This is a genomic window from Streptomyces sp. NPDC039462 (genome assembly GCF_055639375.1).
Genome location: NZ_JBVKAO010000001.1, coordinates 1,849,134 through 1,868,652 on the forward strand (window position 1 = coordinate 1,849,134; position 19,519 = coordinate 1,868,652).

The following is a 19,519-nucleotide window of genomic DNA, read 5'->3' on the forward strand; positions in this document are numbered from 1 at the left end:
CCTCACGTACGCCCTTCCCTACAGGAGAGACACCCATGTCCGTTTTCACCAGTAACAGCACCCCTGCCGGCGCCACGTCCCCGAACGACGCCACATCCCTTCCCGCGCCTTCCTGGTCCGGCAGTGACCTCGGGCTCCTGCTGCTGCGCTGGACGGTCGGCCTGACCATGGCCGCCCACGGAACCCAGAAGCTCTTCGGCTGGTTCGACGGCGGCGGCCTGGACGGCGCCGCGGGGTTCTTCGCGGGCAGCGGTTACGAGGCCGCGCACACCATGGCCGTGATCGCCGGGCTCACCGAGACCCTGTGCGGCCTGGGGCTCGTCATCGGCCTGCTCACCCCGCTCGCCGCGGCGGGCGTCGTGGGCGTCATGCTCAACGTCGTCGCCGTCAAGTGGGGCGGCGGATTCTTCAGCCCCGCCGGCATCGAGTTCGAACTGCTGCTCCTCGCCGCCGCCGCGAGCCTGGCACTGACCGGACCCGGTAGGTTCGCGGCCGACCGGTTCCTCCCCGTACTGCGCGCACACCGGCTTTCCCACGGTCTCGCCGCCGTGGCATTCGGCGCCGCGGCGGCCGGCATCGTTCTGGTGACCCTCCGCGCCTGAGATCCCTGTGGGGTAAGGGGTCTTCCGGCGCGGACCGGTGCCGGAAGATCCCGCCTGCAAGTACTGGTCCTGGATGGCCATGGCTGGAACGGCCTTACGGGGCCTAACGAGTGACAGATCGTTCCCTCCACCCGTCGCTGGTGTTCACACAGTGGCGCGCAGTTCAAGCTGGGTGCGGCCGGGCGGCAGGCGTTGGACCGGCTCGGTCGGCACGTGGGGTGGCTTGAGACGCAAGGTTCCCGCGCGTGGCCTTCAGACGGATGTACGCGGGCAGCGCGCCGCAGGGCCCTCTCGCGGCGAGGAACAGGAGACCCAGGCATGACGCAGGCGGCGGAGAACGCGACGGAGTCGGACCTTCCCGAGGAGTTGGTGGCCCTGCTGACCGGCCACCTTGATGTGAAGGCGGATGCCGGTGAGCTCTCCGGCAGGACGACGTTCGAGAGTCTCGGCCTGGACTCGCTGTCGCTGTTCGAGCTGGTGGTGGCGGCGGAGGAGGAGTACGGGATCGTCCTGCCCGAGAACACCCTGGACCTGCGCCCGTCTTCGACCCTGGGCGAGGCGGCTCGGGCGTTCGAGCATGCGCGCTGAGATCGCGGTCACCGGGCTGGGGCTGGTGACTCCGGCCGGGCACACGGCGGAGGCGAACTGGGCGGCCCTGTGCCGGGGGCGCTCGCTGGCCGCGACGGACCCCGACCTGGCGGGGCTGCCGGTCGACTTCTCCTGCCGGGTGACGGACTTCGACGCCGAGACGGAGCTGGGCCGGGCGCCGGCGCGGCGCCTGGACCGCTTCATCCAGTTCGCCCTCGTCGCCGCCCGGCGGGCCGTCGCCGACGCGGGCCTCGATCGTCGTACCTGGGAAGCGGAGCGGGTCGGTGTCGTGCTGGGTGTCGGGTCGAACAGTTTGAGTACCTACGTCACTGAGTTCGGCCACCTCGGCGCCGGGGTGCCGGAGCGGGTCTCGCCGCTCGCGCTGTCGCGCAGCGTGCCGAGCATGGCCGCGGGCGAGGTCGCCATCGACCTGGGCGTGCGCGGCCCCAACTTCACCACGGCCAGCGCCTGCGCGTCCGGTGCCACCGCGCTCGGAGTCGCCCGTGACCTGCTGCGATCCGGTACCTGCGACATCGTGCTGGCGGGCGGCAGCGAGTCGGCTCGCTCACGCATGACGGCCACGTGCTTCACGCGGATGCGGGCACTGTCCCGGCGCAGGACCGAACCGGCCCTGGCCAGCAGGCCGTTCGACGCGCAACGTGACGGCTTCGTCCTGGGTGAGGGCGCCGGCATCCTCGTCCTCGAACGCGCGTGCGCGGCTCGGGCCCGCCGGGCTCCCGTCCTGGCACTGCTGCGAGGTTACGGTGCCGGCGCCGACGCGCACCATCCCGTCGCCCCGCACCCGCAGGGCGACGGCGCGGTCCGCGCCATCCACACCGCTCTCGCGGACGCCGGGTGCGGGCCGGGGGACGTCGGCCACGTCAACGCGCACGGCACCTCCACCCCGCTGAACGACGCGGCCGAGGCACGCGCCCTCGTCCGCGTCTTCGGTGACGACGGGCCGCCGGTCACCGCGTCCAAGGGCGTGATCGGGCACGCGCTGGGGGCGGCCGGGGCGATCCAGGCGGCGTACACGGTTCTCGCGCTGCGCCATGCGGCCGTGCCGCCCGTGGCGAACTTCGACGGTCAGAACGGGGACGACAAGCTGGACATCGTCGCCGGGCGTCCCCGCCCCACGCGCGGCGACGTGGGCATCAGCTGCTCCTTCGGCTTCGGCGGCCAGAACGCCGTTCTGCTGTTCACGGCTTCCTAGTGGGAGCCGGACGCCGTCTCCGGCGGATGCGGGACGGAGGCACACGGATGGATGCGGTGCGGCGCCGGGCCTGGCTTGTGGTGGTGAGCGCCCTGCTGGCGGCGGTGTGCGCGGGGGCACTTGCCCCGGTCGCCTTCTCGGCGCTGAGCACGGGTGGCGCCGTCGCGACGGACACGGAGGCGACACGTGCCGGACGGCAGGCAGAGCGGTTCGGCGTGCCCACGCCCGATCTGCTCCTGGCCGTTTCGCAGCGCAGCGGCGGTGAACGCGAGGCCGGCGTCCGGGACGGCACCACAGCGGTGACGGAGAAGCTGGCCGGTCAGCGCGACGTCAAGACCGTGTGGTCGGCACAGACCACCGGTGACACATGGCTGCGCTCCAAGGACGGACGGACCCAGCTGGTCGCCGTACGGCTGAAGGGCACGGACAAGGAACGCAGACAGGTGGCGCCCGGTGTGGTGGCGGCGGCCCGCTCGGCCGTCCCGGGGATGCGGGTGGAGCCCAGCGGCGAGGTGTGGGCCAACCGGGAGATCGACGAGACCATCGAGCGCGATCTGAGCCGGGCCGAACTGCTGGCCGCGCCGGTGCTCTTCATCGTCCTGGTCTTCGCCTACGGGTCCGTGGTGTCCGCGCTGCTGCCCGTCGTCGTGGCCGCGCTGGCCATCGGCTGCACCATCCCGGTCCTGGGCCTGCTCGCGCAGGTGGCCGACGTGTCACGGGTCGCGGTGAACGCCGCCTCGGCGATCGGCTTCGGCCTGGCCGTCGACTACAGCCTCTTCCTGCTGGCCCGCGTACGGGAGGAGACCGCGCGGGGCGCGGACCTGCACACGGCGCTGGCGGCCGCCCGCCGCTCCAGCGGCCGTTCGATCGCGTTCTCCGCCGCCGCCGTCACCGTATGCCTCGCCACCGCCTTGGTGGTGCCGGTGCCGATGCTGCGCGCACTGTCCCTGGCGGGCATGATCGTCACCGTACTGGCGGCGCTGGTCGCCCTGACCGTGCTGCCCGCCTGTCTGCGCCTGCTCGGCCCCCGGGCCCAGGCGTGGGACCCGCTGGCGCGGTGGCGGCGTGCCCGTACCGGGGACGTCAGTCGCTTCTGGCATCGCACGACGTCCACGGTCACCGCACGGCCCCTCCTGGCGGGCGGCCTCGCGGTGCTGCTGCTTGCCCTGCTGGCCCTGCCCTTCACCCACGCACAGCTCGGCGTCGTGGATGAACGCACGCTGCCTTCGTCGGCTCCGGCCGCCGTCGCGGCCGAGCGTGTACGCGCCGAGTTCGCCGCGCCACCGGAGCGGCTCCTCACCGTGGTCGTCACCGGACCGCGGGCGACGGACGGTGCCCCGGCTTACGGCGACCGACTCAGCCGTGTCCCGGGCATCACCGGTGTCCGTGTGGTGCGTGTGGCTCCGTCCGGTGAGGCCCTCGTGCTGCTGGCGGCGACGTCCGCCGCCCCCGGCACGCCGGAGGCGAACACCGTGGTGCGCGAGGTACGACAGATCTCCGCCCCGGGCAGCGTGGCGGTAGGCGGGCGAGCCGCCGAGGTCGTCGATACGTCGGACGCCGTCCTCGACGCCCTCCCGTGGTGCCTGTTTCTGCTGACGGTGGGGCTTCTGGCCCTCCTCGGCGCCTTCACCCGTACGCTGGTCGCGCCCCTGAAAGCCCTGCTCGTGGCCACCGTCAGCCTCGGGGCGAGCCTCGGCGCGCTCGTCGTCCTCTTCCAGGACGGCCACGGCAGCGCGGTACTCGGTCACTTCACGGCGACGGGAACACTGGACGCCTCGACCCTGCTGTTCGTCCTGTTCATCACGCTCGCCCTGTCGGTGGACTACGAGGTCTTCCTGCTCGGCCGTATCCGCGAGGAGTACGACCGCTGCGGCGACAACCGCACCTCGATCGTCGAGGGCGTCGCCCGCACCGGCCGGCTGATGACGTCCGCTGCGGCAGCCGTGGCGATCTCGACCGCGGCCATGGCCACCTCCCACGTCGCCCTGCTCAAGTTCATCGGCATCGGCGTCGCACTCGGCGCGCTCGTGGACGCCGTGCTGGTGCGGGGAGTCCTGGTGCCCGCCGTCATGGCGGCCCTCGGCCCGGCGAACTGGTGGGCCCCGGCCCGCATCAGGTCCCCGTTGTTGATCACTACACCTGTGAAGAAAGGCGGAAGCTGATGCCGACGCGTCAGGCGACGCATGACCGCACCCGGCAGTCGGAGGCCGCCGGCCCACAGGTGGTGGCGATCCGGACGGCTTTCCCGCCGTATCAGTACCGGCAGGAGGAGATCCTGGCCGCGCTGGCCCGCACGACGCTGCTGGAGTCCGAGACGGGCGCTCTGGTACTCCGAAAGATCCACGCCAACTCGGGTGTGGAGACCCGCTCGCTGTCCCTGCCGTTGGAGAAGCTCGTCGAGCTCGCCCACCGGGAGGACTTCACCGAGCAGAACCGCATCTGGCTCGACACCGCCATGGAGCTGGGGGAACAGGCGCTGACCGGCGCACTGCGCACCGCAGGCGTCCGGCCTGAGGAGGTCGACGCGGTGATCAGCACCACCGTCACCGGCCTTGCCGTGCCGTCGCTGGAGGCCCGGCTCGCCCACCGGGTCGGGCTCCGGCCTGACGTCAAACGCATCCCGCTGTTCGGCAACGGCTGCGCAGGAGGCGCCGCAGGTCTGGCCCGGCTCCATGACTACTTGCTGGCCCACCCCGGCCAAGTGGCCGTCCTGCTCGCCGTGGAACTGTGCACACTGGCGCACCAGCGCGCGGACGGCTCCGTCGCGAACATCGTCGCCGGCAGCCTCTTCGGGGACGGTGCGGCCGCCGTCGTGGCCTTCGGAGCCCGGCGGGGCGGCCGCACCGCCGGGCCCGAGCTGGTGGACACCCACAGCCTGCTGGTCCCCGGCACCGAGGACGTCCTCGGCTGGGACATCGGCTCCCACGGCTTCCGGATCCTGCTGTCGCCCGAGGTCCCGACGCTCACTGAGAAGCACTTGCCCACGGCCGTCCAAGGGCTCCTCGCGCGGCATGAACTGTCGCCGGACCAGATCGCGAGCTGGATCATCCACGGTGGCGGACCGAAGGTCTTCACCGGTGTGCAGCGGGCCCTGGGCCTGCAGCCCAGCGCCTTGGAGCTCACCCGGAGGTCCGTGGCCGAGCGGGGCAACCTCTCCTCGGTCTCCGTACTGGACATCCTGCACGCGGCCATGGAGACACCGCCGCCTGCGAACACACCCGGCCTGGTCGCCGCCATGGGACCCGGGTTCGCCATCGAACTGGTCCTCCTCCGTTGGTAGGGGCCGCCCGCCGCCACCCAAACCTGCCGACCGCCTGATTAGAAAGGTGTCACGGACCGTGCCCGCCATCCCCGCAGACGTACGCATCCTGATCGACCTCGAACCGGTGGTCGCCGACGCTCTCGACACGCATTTCCGGACGACCGTCGACTGGTACCCGCACCAGTACGTCCCGTGGAGCCAGGGCCGTGACTACGACGGTCTTCTCGAAGGAGAGCCATGGGACTCCTCCCAGCAGAAACTGAAGGCGGCCGCTCGGGACGGCCTTCTCTACACTCTGCTCACCGAGGAAAACCTGCCCAGTTACCACCGGGTGATCGGGGACATGCTGTCGCTCGACGGCCCTTGGGGTGTCTGGGTCAATCGATGGACCATGGAGGAGGCCAGGCACGGCACCGCCATCCGTGACTACCTCGTGGTCACCCGCAGTGCCGATCCGGTGCTTCTGGAGGACGCCCGCGCCGCCCATGTGCAGCACGGCTACGACATCGACTACCGCGGCGACCTCATCGCCTCTCTGGTCTACGTCACCCTCCAGGAACTCGGCACCCGCGTCAGCTACCAGGGAATCCGCCGACTGTGCGACGAGCCGGTGTGCGGGGCTCTGATGCAGCGCATCGCCCACGACGAGAACCGGCACATGCTCTTCTACCGGACCGCCCTCCAGGCATGTATGCGCATGCACCCCGACCGCACGCTGCAGGCTGTGGCCACAGTCCTCAAGACATTCCGTCCCCCCGGCCACGCCGCACCCGGCTTCGGCCGGCTGGTCAGCTCCCTGGCCAGGTCGGGCATCCTCTCACCGGAGACGTACTACAAGGACATCGCCCTTCCCTTCGTCCGCATGCTCGGCGCTCTCGACACCTCCGGACTCACACCAGTCGGACAGCGCGCCCAGGAGGAGATCGCCGTGCACATGGACGCATCAGAGGACCGTGCCGGCAGATACCGCGCCCTGGCCGAACGCCTCGACCGGCTCGCGAACGCGTAAGACGAAGATTCCGCTGTCCGGGAGTGAGAAGGACGATCCGACATGCCCCTGGGTTGGGAGACGATCCCCGTAAGTCTGTACGTTCTCGTGACCGCGGTGACCGTCGTGCGCCTGGTCGTACTGACAACTGCCCGCCGCAACGCGCGATGGGCCATCGACTGCGGCGGCATCGAGTACGGGCAACGCCACCACCCCGTCATGATCGCCCTCCATGTCTGCCTGCTCGTCGGGACCGTTGCGGAGGTGGCCCTCGCCGACCGTGCCTTCGTCCCTCTGATCGGCTGGCCGGCGCTGGCCGTCCTCGTCCTCGTGCAGGCAGGCCGCGCCTGGTGCATGAGGGCGCTCGGCCCCCGATGGAACACCCGCGTCATCGTCGTGCCCGGGCTGCCGCTGGTCACCACCGGCCCCTACCGTTGGATGCGGCACCCCAACTACCTCATCGTCCTGTTCGAAGGCGTCGCCCTGCCCCTCGTCCACACCGCATGGATCACTGCCGTGCTCTTCACCATCGCCAACACGCCTTGGCTCGCCGTCCGCGTCCGCACGGAGAACGCGGTGCTGTGGCCAGTGGCGCGGGCCTGTTCGCGGTGCGGGTCCGACGCTACTTGAGCATGTCGGCCGCCTTCACCCGGTGAAGGTGGATCAGGATGTCGTGGGTCTTCGCGAGCCGGATCTTGGCGGCGTTGCCGTTCCAGGGGTAGGTGGCGCCGATGTTCTTGACGGTGCGTGACTCGGCGAGCCAGGCGCGGGCCGGGGCGGGGGCGTTGCGCAGGTCCACCATGAAGTCGCGGTGGCGTACCCGGTCCAGGGTGTGCTCGGTGGTGCCGGGTGCGGCTGGCCCGACGGCGAACCGGTGGACGCCGCCGTCCTGGCCCAAGGCGTTGAACGAGCCCCGGTCGAAGGTGAGGCCCACACTCAGGTAGTGGCGGCCCAACTGTTCGCGAAGGAAGTCGCCTTGGGCCTTCGGATGCGTATTCGGGACGTACGTCTTGAGGGCGATGTGGCTGTTGTGGGCGGAGAGCAGGATCTTGTCGCCCGTCTGCCGCTGCCACCAGGCGACGTTCTGTGCCATGACCTGGTCGCGGTAGCGCATGGCGTCAGGGACGGCCTTTGGGTCGTCCCAGTCAAAGGCGTACATGGTGGTCATCTGGTGGATCGCGGTGGCGTGCTGGACGGCCCAGGCGTGCCCGTCGGCGTCCTTGCCGGGCCGCTGTTCGAGCAGGTTTAGTGCCCGGCCGGTCCGCTCGGCGAGATCCTTGCGTTCGGCCAGCGGCTTCGACAGGTAGTCATTGACGTACGTCTCGGCGTCGGTGGTGGGCCGCAGGCCCCGGTACAACTCAGTGAGCCGCGGGCTGAGTTCGGGCCGGGCCGCGGCCGCGTAGGCGCTCACCTTGTCGTACAGCTCGGCACCGGCGAACCCGTTGTCGTCGCCGACGAAGCGGAGGGGGTCCTTGGGGTGCTTGACGTTGTACGCGCGCATCCATTGGAGCAGATCGCGGTACTCGCTGGTGTTCCAGAACTGGTAGGTGCCCTGGAACTCCTCGTCCATGATCTGCTTCAAGTCGCCCTCGCCGCGGGTGAGGTAGGCGTCGAGCCGCAGTCCGGTGCTCCAGGGGGCTTCGAGAGCGAAGGCCCGGAAGCCCTTCTTCTCCACCAGGTACCGCAAGATTCGGTGCTTGACGGTGAAGAACTCGTGCGAGCCGTGGGTGGCCTCGCCCAGGCCCACCACCCGGGCGTCGCCGACCATCTGGCCGAGCGGGCCGAGATCGGTCAGGCCACCGCGCGGCTCGGTGGTGCGCAGCGGGTGGGCCGCCCGGCCAAGGGCCGCCTCCGGGGAGCGGAACGCGGCGGGCGCGGCCCCCTTCGGGCCAGCCGGCGCGGCGGCATCGGCGGAGACCGATGCGGCGGTCGAGGCGGCGGGCGAGGCGGGCGGAGTGGCAGCGGAGGCGGCCGGGATGACGGCCAGGGTGGCACCGAGCGGGACGAGGAGGGCGGCGAGCAGGGTCTTGTGCGTTCTCATGAGCCCAACTCTCGCCGCGCGGGCATGCCCCGGACCATCCAGTGCGCCCCCCGAACCGCCCGGGAGTTAGCTCCACCCGTTCAGGAACGAAAACCAGGACCCTGGTCCTGGTCCTGGTCCCGGGTCCTGCTCCCCTGGTCCTGGACGGGAATGAGACGTGGGGTTCCATATGGCGTGCGTAGTCAACCCTCATCCGGCGAGAACCGTTGTGCAGTTGGCCCGGAGCGCGTGGCTGCTTGCCCAAGGCGGGCAGTGGCCAGGGGCCACGCGTCGATGTCGCGATAGCGCCGCGGGCCTGAGTGGCCTCTTATCGTGCTGCCGACCAGGTGGAGGCGCTCGGCCTGCCAAGGGCGTCCGGTGAAGCCGTCGAGGCAGGCGGCCGCCGCCTTCACGGACGCGTTGTCGTTGCGACGAGCGCGGGCCAGCGTGAGGTGGGGACGCAGCGGACGCTCGGGAAAGTCGACATCACAGTCCCTGACCAACGCCCTTACTGCTTCGGCCAGGTCGTGCAGTTGGTCGAGGTCGCCCTCGATGCCGCTCCACAGCACGCGCTCGTCGAAGTGTCCACCACCGATCAACGCCAGTTCGAGTGAGGGGCGGGTGGCCGCCAGGTCGGCGAGGGGCGAACGAAGCCGCTGGACGACCCGCACCGGCAGCTCGCCCAGGAAGGCGAGGGTGATGTGCCAGTCCTCGATGCGGTTCCAGCGCAGGTCGGGATAGGCGGCATAGGCCGGGCTCAGGGCAGCCGCCAGTTCCTTCTTCGCGCCATCGGGCGGCGCAAGGGCGATAAAGGCGTGCTGGGTGGCGGTCTGGGGCGGTTCGGTCACGGACGTCTTCATACCTCATGCGTCCGAGCCCCTCATGCGCGTCACAGCGAGGGCGGTACCGAAGAGTACGGCGTGTGGCTACGCACCCTGCTCCGGCCCGCCTCCGCCACTGGGTCGTCGCTGTTCGTGGTGGCCACTGTCAGTCGTCGGGCGTGGGGCGGTTCGGTGAGACCCGCAGGAGTGCGCCCTTGTGCGAGGACAGATCGGCCAGCGTGAGCCAGTCCTACCGAGTGGAGGGAGACGACCGTGACCGGCCCCTCTGTGCGGACCTCGCGCTCGTACGGGGTGGCGGGCGCATGCTGAGGATGCGGACTCGACCGGCTCGGCCTCGGGCAGAGTGCGCGCCACGGTCCAGCCGTTCACCCAACGTCGTAGCAGCTCTGATTCGGTCTTCGTCATTCAGCGATGTAGGGGTACGACGGTGACCCCTCTGGGGAATGTCGGGGTTGCCTGGTCTAGGGGACCGGGAGATTCATGTCCACAGCATGAGCCTTCCGGCAATGCGGAGTTGACGCGAGCTCAAAGGTTTTCGCTGGCTGTAGCGGTGGCGATACAGTCCGGCAGAGACAAGGGAGGGCCTGACGTGCTGGAGACCGTAGCGTTGAGTGCGCTGACTGCCTTTCTCACTGCGGCGTGGAACGGCGCCGCGGGAGAGATAGGCAAGCAGACGCTCCTGTCGGCCGGGGCGATGGCGAGAAGGACCCTGGGAAGGGAAACACCGCTGCCGACAGGGCCGGAGGAGTGGCAGACCCTGGCGGGCCAGGTTCACGCGCGCCTGGGCCATGACCCCCAGCAGGCAGGCGAGTGGGCGCTCCTCGTACGTAGCTTCCCCGGGCAGGCGATGGCGCTGACCCCAGCAGCCGGACTTCCGCCCGCGTCAAGGGACTTCACCAATCGCCAGAGAGTCTTGAAACAGCTGAAGCGGGAGGCGACGCGCCGGGCCGATGGGCGGCCGCGCGTCGCGTTGCTCCATGGACCGCCGGGGATCGGCACCACCGCGGTGGCCCTGCATCTGGGCGCGGCGCTGCACGCCCAGTTCCCCGACGGGCAGTTCTACGTCGACCTGCGGGACACCGCCGGCGGGCACGGCCCGGAGCCCGCCACTGTGCTGCTGCGTCTGCTGCGGCAGATGGGAGCCCCGCCGGATCGGATGCCTCCCACCGCCTCAGGCCGCGAACAGCTCTACCGTCGGCTCACCGCTGGTCGCAGGGCTCTGGTGGTGGTCGATCATGCTTCCTCAGCCGCCCAGGTCCGCAGTCTTGTTCCGGCCACTCCTGACGTATTCCTGCTGGTGATCGTCTCCGGTCGGCCCTTTGCGCTGGAGGCGGAGCGCGTCGCTGTTCCTCCCCTGAGCGACCGGTACGCGGTGCAGATGATGAGGAAGGTGGCCGGGCCGGAGAAGGTCGCGCGCGCCAAGGCCCGGATGCCGCGCCTGCTCGCGCGGTGTGAGGGGAACGCTTTTGCGCTGAAGGCCGAGGCACTGCGACTCCAGACAGAGGCAACCGAGCCGTCCGAGCAGGGTGCTCCGGAGACAAGGGCCGGAGCACCGGGGCGTGATCCTGTGCGGGACACCGTCCAGGCCGCCTGTGACGTCCTCCGGCCGGAGACGGTGCGGCTCATCAGGTTGACGGCGCTGGGCGGCTGGCCCTCCATCGACGCACGCCTCGCTGCCGCAGCCGCAGACACGACGCCCGAAGAGGCGGCCCGGATGCTCGCTGAGGCTTCGGAGGCCCAGCTGCTGGACGCGGTGGGGGACGAGCGCTACCGATTCCGTCCCCAAGTGCGGCGCTGTCTGGCCGACACCGCAGGCCCCGCGCACGGCATCCCCGAGTGCTCCGCCGCCGTGGAGCGTGCGCTCGACTTTCTCCTCAACCGCGCCCTGCACGCGGCCCATGCCGCACTGCCGCAGAGCTGGCGCACCGAACCTGCGCCGGAGGACGGGGACGCCTACCGTGACGAAGCGGAGGGTGTCGCGGCGCTGGTGGCGGAGACCGGCAACGTGGTCCGAGCGGTAGCTGTGGCCGTGGAGTATCAGCATTTCACGACGGCGCTGCGGCTGGCTCGGGCCCTGTGGCCACTTCAGCTGAAGGCCGGATGTTGGGACGAGGTGCTGCCCGCGCTGCGCGTGGCGGCCAGGTGCGCCGACGAACGCAGTCCGCACTCCCGCACAGCGGCCGGGCTCCACTTCCAACTCGGTCACTGCCTGGGGGAACTTCAGCAGTGGGAGGAAGCCGCGCGTGAGGTGCGCGCTGCCATCGCGTGCGAGCGCGCGGATGGGCACGTACGAGGTGAGGCTTCGTCCGTCGAGCTGCTAGGGCTCTTGTACCTCTACCAATGGCGCTACGAGGCCGCTTTCGAGCAGTTCGGAGAGGCCGAGCGCATCTACCGCCGGATCACCGCTGGACAGGAGGGGGCGCGGGACGTGGCGCGCGCGCTCGCCCTGATCGAGCGCCACCAGGGGCGTGCCCTGCGAGGGATGGGGCGGTTGGCGGAGTCGCGACACCAGCTGGAGTCTGCGACGGACTTCTTCAAGGACCAGGGGGAGAGCTACAACCGCGCACGTGCTCTCACCGACCTGGCGGAGACTCTCCTCGACGCGGGGGAGAACGCCGAAGCGCTGACGAAGATCACCGAAGCGGAGCATCTCCTGACACCGGCGGCCGCTCCGCACCTGCGGTACCTCGCCGGGCTCCGGCTGCGCTGCGAGGGCAACGGCTAGCTGTACTGGTCGGGGACGTTGATCAATGGTTGTCTTGCTCGGCGATATCCGGGGTCGTGAGGATCCAGACTGAAGGGCCGACCATCGTGTGTGGCCGGCCCTTCGACGACTAGACGTGTGGGTAGGGGCGTGCAGATCAGTCCACGGGGGAGACTCGGATGAGGTTGCCGTCGGGGTCGGTGATCACAAACGTGCGGCCGAAGACAGCGTCGTGCGGCTCCTCCACGACATGGACTCCCTTCGAGACCCAACTCGTGAAGATCTCGTCAATCGCAGTCGCTGCTCCGGAGACCATCAGCCCGACTTCGCTGGTGCGAGGGGTGCTCGGGACCGTTTGCTCGCTGTAGCCCGTCCACAGCGCGAACAGGACACCGGGGGCAACCTCGAATGCTACGTAGTGGGGACTGGTGAAGGTCGGTTCGATCTCGAACAGGTCGCTGTAGAAGGCGGTAGCGGCCTCGGCGTCGCGGACGCCGATCAGGAACAGGTTGGGTGCGGGCATGGAGCGCTCCTCAGATCGTTGAAGTCTCGGTACCGCTCCAGTTGATCGCCTCATCACGACAGAACCTGTCACCTTTTCTGCGAACATCAGTCAGCATGAAGGCTTCGAGGCTGTTGCACCTCTTGCTGCTCCTGCAGACCCGTCAGCGCATCACCACCACCGAGCTCGCCGAGCGTCTGGAAGTGTCTCGGCGGACCGTGCTGCGGGATGTCGAGGCGCTCTCGACAGCAGGTGTGCCCGTCTATGCCGAACGCGGGCGGAACGGTGGGATCGTCTTGCTCCCCAGTGCACGGCTCAACGCATCCCATCTGGAACCGCCAGAGCTGGAGGCCCTCTCCGTAGCCGGCTTGGACAGCGCGCAACTTGAGCGTATGGGCCTGTCTGCGGTGTGGGAGTCGGCCGCGCGCAAGATGGCCGCCCGGCAGGCTGTAGCACCTGGGTCGCCGAGCCTGCTGCAACTGGCGGACCTGGTGCTGGTGGACAGCACCGGGTGGTTTGCTGACTCAGAGGCAGCGGTCGACGTAGCGGATCTGGCATCGGCCCTGCGACGCCGACGTCGGCTGCGAATCCAGTACCGGCGCAGCGCCGAGAAGCAGGCCTCAACGCGGGTGGTCGACCCGTACGGGATCGTGGCGAAATCAGGCCGCTGGTATCTCATCGCCGATGACCAGGGGGACGGTCGACTGTTCGCTCTGGAACGACTCTCGTCCTACGAAGAACTCGACGCGCCCGCTGCTCTCCGACCAGGCGAAACCCTCCGCACCAGATGGGCCGCATTGAAGGAACGAACCGAGGGGCAAGGTCGCGTGAGCGTGACCGTCCGTCTGCCAGAAAATGGCATCGACCTGGCATGGCGCATTCTCGGCAACCGCATTCACGACATCTCCGACGCGGAGAACGGCTGGTGCATCGTCATCGTCCGCTACCCCGACATCGAGTCAGTGCGCCAGCTCCTCCAGTTCGGCGACCACATCGAGATACTCGCCCCAGAGACAGCCCGCGAACGCATCAGTCAGCTCGCCAGAGACCTGGCTGAAAGGCACTCAACCCCGGCCTCATGATTGCCGATCGGAACATCCTGCCCTCCATCAACGTCTCCGGTCAGTACAGCTGGCGGGCCGTCACGGTCACCGGGTGCACGTCGCCGGCGGCATGCACCTGGAGTGTGATGGAGCCTTCGCACGGAACGCTGCCGCCGTCGGCCAGCCACGCATACAACGCCGAGGCATACGCCGCCGGATCAGCATCCGCCCCCGGGTGCGCGGACAGGCGGAGCAGACCGTGTCCGCGGCTACGCACGGTGCAGGTGTCCGGGCCGGTCACGTATGCGGCAACTGCGCAGTGCTTGTGCCGCGCCAGGGTCTCGGCCGTCCACACCTCCGGGCCGCCGAGGCGCGGGTCTTCTGCCGAGTCGTCCCGCAGGATCACGTCGGCCAACTCCAGGCAGCCCGGATCCCTGGTCTCCTCGTGCACCGCCAGATGCACGTCACCGTCGGCGTCATAGGGGTGCTCGGTGGCTCGCTCGACCACGATGTCGGTGGCGGCAACACGCGTGAGCACGCGGAGTGGAACGGTCCGCCGTGGTGGGTCGTAGGGAGGCAGGGGCAATGGTTCCAGCAGAGCGGGGGCAGCGGGCTCCGGGAGGTCCAACAGAGCATAGAAGTGCTGCCGCAGGAGCGCCGCCGAGGCTCCCGGTGCTGAGGTGACGAACTCCCCGGGATCAGCGGCCGAGCGGTGCTCGGCCATCAGCCGCTCCACCTGGGGACGCAACGGGGCGTACGGATCGAGCCGCGGTGCGTCCCGGACGAACGCGGCGAGCGGCGTTTCGGGGTCCAGCCGGTCCTGACCTCCGGCCGCCAGCAGTACCGGGAGGCCCAGAGCGGACGCATAGTAGGAGACGGCGCCGAAGTCGCCGACGACGGCATCGGCTGCCAGCAGGGCCTGTCGCCAGGCGTGCGCGGGGTCGATGAGAGTCAGCCCGCTGCGCAGGGCCTGGTCCAGCCAGGCGCGGACCTGGCCGGGGCCGTGGCCGTACCAGATGTTCGGATGCAGCACCGCCGCCAGCCGATAGTCGTCGGCCGGCAACTCCGCGGCAAGTCGGGGGAGGAGGCCCGGAAGGAGGTCTTGGCCGCCGCCGCTGCCGAAGAAGCCCTCGGGGTTCCACGTGGAGTTGAGCACGACGAGCCGCTGGCCCCTTCGCACGCCCAGGGCCCGTCGGAAACGGTCGCGGTACGGGCGCGCTGCGAGCATCCGGTCGAAGCAGGGGTCACCGGCGAGCACGGAGACATCCACGGCCTCCGGACATGCGCGACGCAACCGGTCCAGTTGTTCTGGATGCGACAGTACGAGGCCGTCCATGAACGGTTTGCCGTCCGCCAAGAGCCACTCGGGAGACAGCCCGCTCCCGGCTCCCGGCTCCCGGCTCCCGGCTCCCGGCTCCCGGCTCCCGGCTCCCGGCTCCCGGCTCGGCTAGCTTCTTAGTATATCCAACACCGTGCGAAATAACGGATAGTTTGCCCGGAATGGAAGCGAGCTGTCCGCCGAAGCTCGCAGATACCGCAAGATCTACCGGTGTCGAAAGCGCTTGGTCCCAAGGCAGTACGGGAAGGCCCAAGCCGGCGGAGAACTCCTCGATTCCATCCTGGAAAGCGGAGGACCCCGTAGAGGTGACGAGTAGCTGCACGCGGAAGTCGTCATGGAAGAGCGGCAACACGTCCATGAGGCGGCCGGCGGACGTCACGTTGTGAATCACCAGCAGAACCCGACGGAGAGCTGTACGGCTGGTCCAACGTTCCGACTCGAACCCGACCGGCACGCGTATCGGCAGGGGTTCAGCCCGCACTTGTGCCCCTCCTGAGCGTGTGTGGTGCTATCGCACGATGACTGTAACTGTGCGTGATTCAGGCAGGCCCGGCCTGAGCCGGCACGGCCCGTTTCTCAGTTGCACGCGTCGCCTGGGTGACAAGGGACGAAGCGTCGAACTCGGCGAATCTCGGCATGGTGTGCACTCTAGTACCGCTCATGCCCACGGGGTGGGCGAGGGCTACGGGCTGCTGCAGGACGGGCCGGTGCCGCCTGGAGCAAGTCCTCGATTGCTCAAGACACCGAGTGGGCGTCCAGCAGTGTCTCAGTCGGTGATGTCGACGCCGTACCCGCGTGCGAGGTCGGCCAGCCGTGGTCGTAGCCCTGCCCGATGGCGCGGAAGCGCCAGACGGGTCCGCGGCGGTAGATCTCACCGAGGAGCAGGGTGCGTTCCGATGTGGCAGCGTCCAGGGTGGCCCTTGCCAGTGCGGAGGCGCCGCTGCCAGGTGTGACGGTCATCTGAACCGCGCCCACATCCCCGAAGGTCGCGTCGCCGTCGATGGCGGCCGCGATGACGACCTTGTGGGAGGAGGGTGGGAGCGAGGCGACGTCGATGGTGATGGTCTGCTCGGCCGGGCGAGTTCTGCCGGGGCGGGCAGGTCACCAGTGGCAGCGGCAGGTCGAGCCGGGCGGCCTCCCAGAGTGTGGCGCGGACGATCCCGGCGAGTACACGGGTGTCGTCCAGCGCGTCATGTGCCCGAGTCTGCGATATGCCGTAGTGGGCCGCCAGCGTGCCCAGCTTCATGTCTTCGAGCGGTAGGTCCACTTGTCGGTTGAGCGCCAAGGTGCACAGCCGCTGCGAGACCGGCAGGTACATGCGGGCCCGCGCGAACTCGTGGGCCAGGAAGTCGTAGTCGTGGCGACGTCTTCGAAGGTCGGTGCCCCGCGCAGCCGCTCGGCAGTCAGGCCGTGGACATGTACGGGCCCGGGCTCGCACCCGGGATTCAGCAGCGCCGAGAACTCTCCGGTCTGCTCACCATCCGGCCCCATGGTCACTACGGCGATCGACAGCACACGGTCCCGTCGGGCGATGAGGCCCCAGCAGGGAAGGGATCCGGTGGCTCGTTGTGGGCCCCTGCTCTCAGCAGAACAGGGACGCGGTGGTGGCCTGTCCATGTTTGAGTGCGCTGATGAACATCTTGGTGTTGGGCGGAACGGCGTGGGTGGGCCGCGAAATCTCGCGGCAGGCACTGGAACGTGGGCATCGGGTGACCTGTCTGGCCCGTGGAGAGAGCGGCAAAGTGGCCGCCGGTGCGGTGCTGGTTGCTGCGGACAGGCGTGACCCGACGGCGTACGAAAGTCTGGCGGGCCGGGATTGGGACGCCGTGGTCGAGGTGTCGTGGCAGCCGGGGTTCGTCCGCAAAGCGCTCGCGGAGCTCGGTAAGCGAGCTGGCCATTGGTCGTACGTATCGTCGGTCAGCGCATACGCCTCGCATGCGCAGCCACACGCTGACGAGTCGGCGGAGCTGCTCCCGGCGGCCAAGCGGGACGAGGTCGACCACCAGGAGTTCGGGGAGGCCAAGGTCGCCTGCGAGGAGGCTGCGGCGGCCTCGGTGGGCGACCGGCTTCTCATCGCGAGAGCAGGACTGATCGGCGGTCCCGGTGATCACAGTGGACGCTCCGGGTACTGGGTCGCCCGCGCGGCCCGCGAGCCGCTGGCACCGCTTCTGGTCCCGGCTGCCCCAGGCATCCCGACGCAGGTGATCGATGCGCGAGACCTCGCAGCATGGCTGCTCGACTGCGCGGAGAAGGGAACGACGGGAACGTACAACGCGGTCGGCCCCATCGTTCCCTTCGGGGAATGGGTCGCCCTGTCGCGGCAGATCGGCGGGCACACCGGCCCGGTGATGGAGGCCGACGACGCCTGGCTGCTCGGCCAGAACGTGGTCCAGGCCATGGGCCCGGAGTCGCTCGCGCTGTGGGTGGCCGACCCGAACTGGGTCGGCTTCAGCGCTCGCAACGGCGCTGCGGCAAGCGCGGCAGGTCTGCGACACCGGCCACGGGCGGAGATGCTGGCGGACACTTTGCGTTGGGAGCGGGAGCAGGGCCTGGACCGGCCCCGCCGGGCCGGCCTCAGCGGTGAGCGAGAGCGCCAACTCCTGAAAGCGCTCGCGCCCGAGTCGGACGGGACGCCAGGGCGGCCTGGCGGGCGGCCAGGCGATGCGCCCGTCAAGGTGTCCCGTACGCAGTGCCGGTGACAGCATGCAGCAGGTGACGCGCGGAGACCTTGGAGGCCGCAGGGCGGTCCGTGCCGGTCACGCACGGGAGGCGAGGTGGCGCCATTCGTCCCACATGTCGAGCCGCTTCCGATAGGCCGACTCGACAACCGGATAGGGGTAGGTGCCGAGAAAGAGCCGCAGGGGCGGTTCGTCGGTGTCGACGAGGTCAAGGACGACGGTGGCGGTGCTTCGCGCGTCCTGGGGCGCGCGGGCGGACGCGCCGGCCCGGCGCGCGGCGCGGACGGGTTCGTAGGCGGGGAGCGGCTTGGTGTGCACCGCGGAGGCGCCCGACCAGTCGGTGCCGTAGGGGCCGGGTTCGACGAGGGTCACGTTGATCCCGAACGGAGCGACCTCCTGGGCCAGGGCCTCGCTCATCCCCTCAAGGGCCCACTTGGAGGCGTTGTACAGTCCGAGCGTGGGGAAGGCGGCGAGGCCACCGAGGCTGGAGACCTGCAGGATGTGGCCGCTGCCTTGGGCCCGCAGGTACGGCAGGGCCGCCTGCGTCACCCACAGTGGGCCGAACAGGTTGGTGTCGAGCTGTGCGCGGGCCTGTTCCTCGGTGGTTTCCTCGACCATGCCGAACAGGCCGTAACCCGCGTTGTTGACGACCACGTCGAGGCGGCCGAAGACTTCGGCGGCCCGTTGCACCGCGGTGGTCGCGGCGGCGCGGTCGGTCACGTCGAGGGGGAGTGGGAGGACGTCGTCCCCGTGGGTGTCCACGAGGGGCTGCAGGGTCTTGGGGTCGCGTGCGGTGGCGGCGACGCGGTCGCCGCGTTCGAGAGCGGCTTCGGCCCAGATACGGCCGAAGCCGCGGGACGCGCCGGTGATGAACCAGGTCTTCATGGCATCGAGCCTGCGTCGTTTCCACCTCGGCAGCCAGCACCCTCGCAGGGTTACCCTCGCACCATGGCGGCCGACAATCTTCTGGGAGATTTCCTCAAGGCCCGGCGCGGAAGGGTCGCTCCGGCGGACGTGGCGGGACCCGCCGGCGGACGTCGCCGGGTGTCGGGACTGCGCCGGGAGGAACTGGCCCGGCTCGCCGGCATCAGCGAGCCGTACCTGGTCCGGCTCGAACAGGGCGTCGACCGGCACCCTTCGCCCCAGGTGCTGCGCTCCCTCGCGCGGGCGCTGCAGCTGGACGCCGACGCCTCCGCTCACCTGCACGCACTCGTCGACGCCGTCCCCGTGCCGCCGTCGCGGACCGAGGCCTCTGAGGACGTGCACCGGCTGCTCGACGCGTGGACGGACCACCCCGCGTACGTCCGCGACCGGTGTTTCGACGTGCTGGCGGCGAACAAGCAGGCCCGTGCGCTCGCCCCGATGTACGAGCCCGGGAGCAACCTGGTCCGAGCGATGTTCCTCGACCCGGCGTCCCGTCGGCTCTTCCCCGACTGGACGGAGGTAGCCGCGCAGACCGCAGCGGCCCTGCGGGCCGAAGCCGACCCGCGCGACCCCAGAACCGTCCGCCTGGTCGCCGAACTGGAGACGGACGAGGAGTTCCGTCGTCTGTGGTTGCGGCACGAGACGCGACCCGCCCGTGACGAACTCAAGCGCTTCGCACACCCGGTCGTCGGCAGCCTCGCCCTGCGCAGGCAGGCACTCACCGTCGGCGGCGCCGAGCAACAGGTGATCGTCGTGTACCAGGCGACGGCCGGGAGCCCGTCCGAGGCGGCCCTGTCACGTCTTGTGTGACGCG

Annotated in this window: 17 protein-coding genes and 1 pseudogene; 11 read left to right on the forward strand and 7 right to left on the reverse strand. The window is 69.8% G+C overall.

Annotated elements, in window-relative coordinates; translation table 11 throughout:
- Window positions 1–35 precede the first annotated feature (35 nt).
- The 7 genes from ACZ7LU_RS07545 to ACZ7LU_RS07575 all read left to right on the forward strand — a co-directional run bounded on the left by ACZ7LU_RS07545 (window position 36) and on the right by ACZ7LU_RS07575 (window position 7,283).
- A complete protein-coding gene (locus tag ACZ7LU_RS07545) occupies window positions 36–602 on the forward strand; it encodes a DoxX family protein (RefSeq protein ID WP_471916007.1) in 567 nt (188 codons plus the stop codon).
- Between the two features lie 318 nt (window positions 603–920).
- Window positions 921–1,190 carry an acyl carrier protein gene (locus ACZ7LU_RS07550; RefSeq protein WP_468084282.1) on the forward strand — a complete coding sequence of 90 codons (270 nt, stop codon included), beginning with the start codon at window positions 921–923 and terminating at the stop codon, window positions 1,188–1,190.
- On the forward strand, window positions 1,180–2,403 hold the full coding sequence (locus ACZ7LU_RS07555; RefSeq protein ID WP_471916008.1) for a beta-ketoacyl-[acyl-carrier-protein] synthase family protein: 1,224 nt from the start codon (window positions 1,180–1,182) through the stop codon (window positions 2,401–2,403). The genes ACZ7LU_RS07550 and ACZ7LU_RS07555 overlap by 11 nt, the downstream gene beginning before the upstream one ends.
- Before the next feature lie 47 nt (window positions 2,404–2,450).
- The gene (locus tag ACZ7LU_RS07560) at window positions 2,451–4,565 is read left to right on the forward strand and encodes an MMPL family transporter (protein WP_471916009.1); all 2,115 of its coding nucleotides are present in this window, start codon (window positions 2,451–2,453) and stop codon (window positions 4,563–4,565) included.
- Window positions 4,565–5,683 carry a type III polyketide synthase gene (locus tag ACZ7LU_RS07565; protein WP_471916010.1) on the forward strand — a complete coding sequence of 373 codons (1,119 nt, stop codon included), beginning with the start codon at window positions 4,565–4,567 and terminating at the stop codon, window positions 5,681–5,683. The genes ACZ7LU_RS07560 and ACZ7LU_RS07565 overlap by 1 nt, the downstream gene beginning before the upstream one ends.
- Before the next feature lie 58 nt (window positions 5,684–5,741).
- The gene (locus ACZ7LU_RS07570; RefSeq protein ID WP_471916011.1) at window positions 5,742–6,674 is read left to right on the forward strand and encodes an acyl-ACP desaturase; all 933 of its coding nucleotides are present in this window, start codon (window positions 5,742–5,744) and stop codon (window positions 6,672–6,674) included.
- A 42-nt stretch (window positions 6,675–6,716) separates the two neighbouring features.
- Window positions 6,717–7,283: an isoprenylcysteine carboxyl methyltransferase family protein gene (locus tag ACZ7LU_RS07575; protein ID WP_471916012.1), complete on the forward strand. Its 567-nt coding sequence runs from the start codon at window positions 6,717–6,719 to the stop codon at window positions 7,281–7,283.
- On the opposite strand, the gene ACZ7LU_RS07580 is transcribed toward ACZ7LU_RS07575, so the two are convergent.
- The gene (locus tag ACZ7LU_RS07580; RefSeq protein ID WP_471916013.1) at window positions 7,276–8,694 is read right to left on the reverse strand and encodes an erythromycin esterase family protein; all 1,419 of its coding nucleotides are present in this window, start codon (window positions 8,692–8,694) and stop codon (window positions 7,276–7,278) included. The genes ACZ7LU_RS07575 and ACZ7LU_RS07580 overlap by 8 nt on opposite strands.
- A 182-nt stretch (window positions 8,695–8,876) precedes the next feature.
- Window positions 8,877–9,533, reverse strand: coding sequence for an RNA 2',3'-cyclic phosphodiesterase (thpR, locus tag ACZ7LU_RS07585; RefSeq protein ID WP_471916014.1), 657 nt, complete (start codon window positions 9,531–9,533; stop codon window positions 8,877–8,879).
- A gap of 895 nt (window positions 9,534–10,428) precedes the next feature.
- On the opposite strand from thpR, the gene ACZ7LU_RS07590 reads away from it, so the two are divergent.
- Window positions 10,429–12,240, forward strand: a complete 1,812-nt coding sequence (locus ACZ7LU_RS07590) for an ATP-binding protein (RefSeq protein WP_471916015.1) — start codon at window positions 10,429–10,431, stop codon at window positions 12,238–12,240.
- Between the two features lie 136 nt (window positions 12,241–12,376).
- On the opposite strand, the gene ACZ7LU_RS07595 is transcribed toward ACZ7LU_RS07590, so the two are convergent.
- Window positions 12,377–12,742, reverse strand: a complete 366-nt coding sequence (locus ACZ7LU_RS07595) for a VOC family protein (RefSeq protein WP_471916016.1) — start codon at window positions 12,740–12,742, stop codon at window positions 12,377–12,379.
- Between the two features lie 95 nt (window positions 12,743–12,837).
- Here ACZ7LU_RS07595 and ACZ7LU_RS07600 point away from each other — a divergent pair, with 95 nt between their 5' ends.
- Window positions 12,838–13,803: a helix-turn-helix transcriptional regulator gene (locus tag ACZ7LU_RS07600; RefSeq protein WP_471916017.1), complete on the forward strand. Its 966-nt coding sequence runs from the start codon at window positions 12,838–12,840 to the stop codon at window positions 13,801–13,803.
- Between the two features lie 40 nt (window positions 13,804–13,843).
- Here ACZ7LU_RS07600 and ACZ7LU_RS07605 read toward each other — a convergent pair whose 3' ends face one another.
- The 3 genes and pseudogenes from ACZ7LU_RS07605 to ACZ7LU_RS07615 form a co-directional block, all read right to left on the reverse strand.
- Window positions 13,844–15,034 carry a hypothetical protein gene (locus tag ACZ7LU_RS07605; RefSeq protein ID WP_471916018.1) on the reverse strand — a complete coding sequence of 397 codons (1,191 nt, stop codon included), beginning with the start codon at window positions 15,032–15,034 and terminating at the stop codon, window positions 13,844–13,846.
- Window positions 15,035–15,838: 804 nt separating this feature from the next.
- Window positions 15,839–16,165, reverse strand: a complete 327-nt coding sequence (locus ACZ7LU_RS07610; RefSeq protein ID WP_471916501.1) for a TerD family protein — start codon at window positions 16,163–16,165, stop codon at window positions 15,839–15,841.
- A gap of 16 nt (window positions 16,166–16,181) precedes the next feature.
- Window positions 16,182–16,642, reverse strand: a pseudogene (locus ACZ7LU_RS07615) (exonuclease domain-containing protein); the annotation flags it as partial.
- A gap of 92 nt (window positions 16,643–16,734) precedes the next feature.
- Here ACZ7LU_RS07615 and ACZ7LU_RS07620 point away from each other — a divergent pair.
- A complete protein-coding gene (locus tag ACZ7LU_RS07620) occupies window positions 16,735–17,802 on the forward strand; it encodes an NAD-dependent epimerase/dehydratase family protein (RefSeq protein WP_471916019.1) in 1,068 nt (355 codons plus the stop codon).
- 57 nt (window positions 17,803–17,859) lie between these two features.
- On the opposite strand, the gene ACZ7LU_RS07625 is transcribed toward ACZ7LU_RS07620, so the two are convergent.
- Window positions 17,860–18,666 (reverse strand): SDR family oxidoreductase, encoded by an 807-nt coding sequence (locus tag ACZ7LU_RS07625; RefSeq protein WP_471916020.1) that lies wholly within the window; start codon window positions 18,664–18,666, stop codon window positions 17,860–17,862.
- 63 nt (window positions 18,667–18,729) lie between these two features.
- On the opposite strand from ACZ7LU_RS07625, the gene ACZ7LU_RS07630 reads away from it, so the two are divergent.
- A complete protein-coding gene (locus ACZ7LU_RS07630; RefSeq protein ID WP_471916021.1) occupies window positions 18,730–19,515 on the forward strand; it encodes a helix-turn-helix domain-containing protein in 786 nt (261 codons plus the stop codon).
- Window positions 19,516–19,519 lie beyond the last annotated feature (4 nt).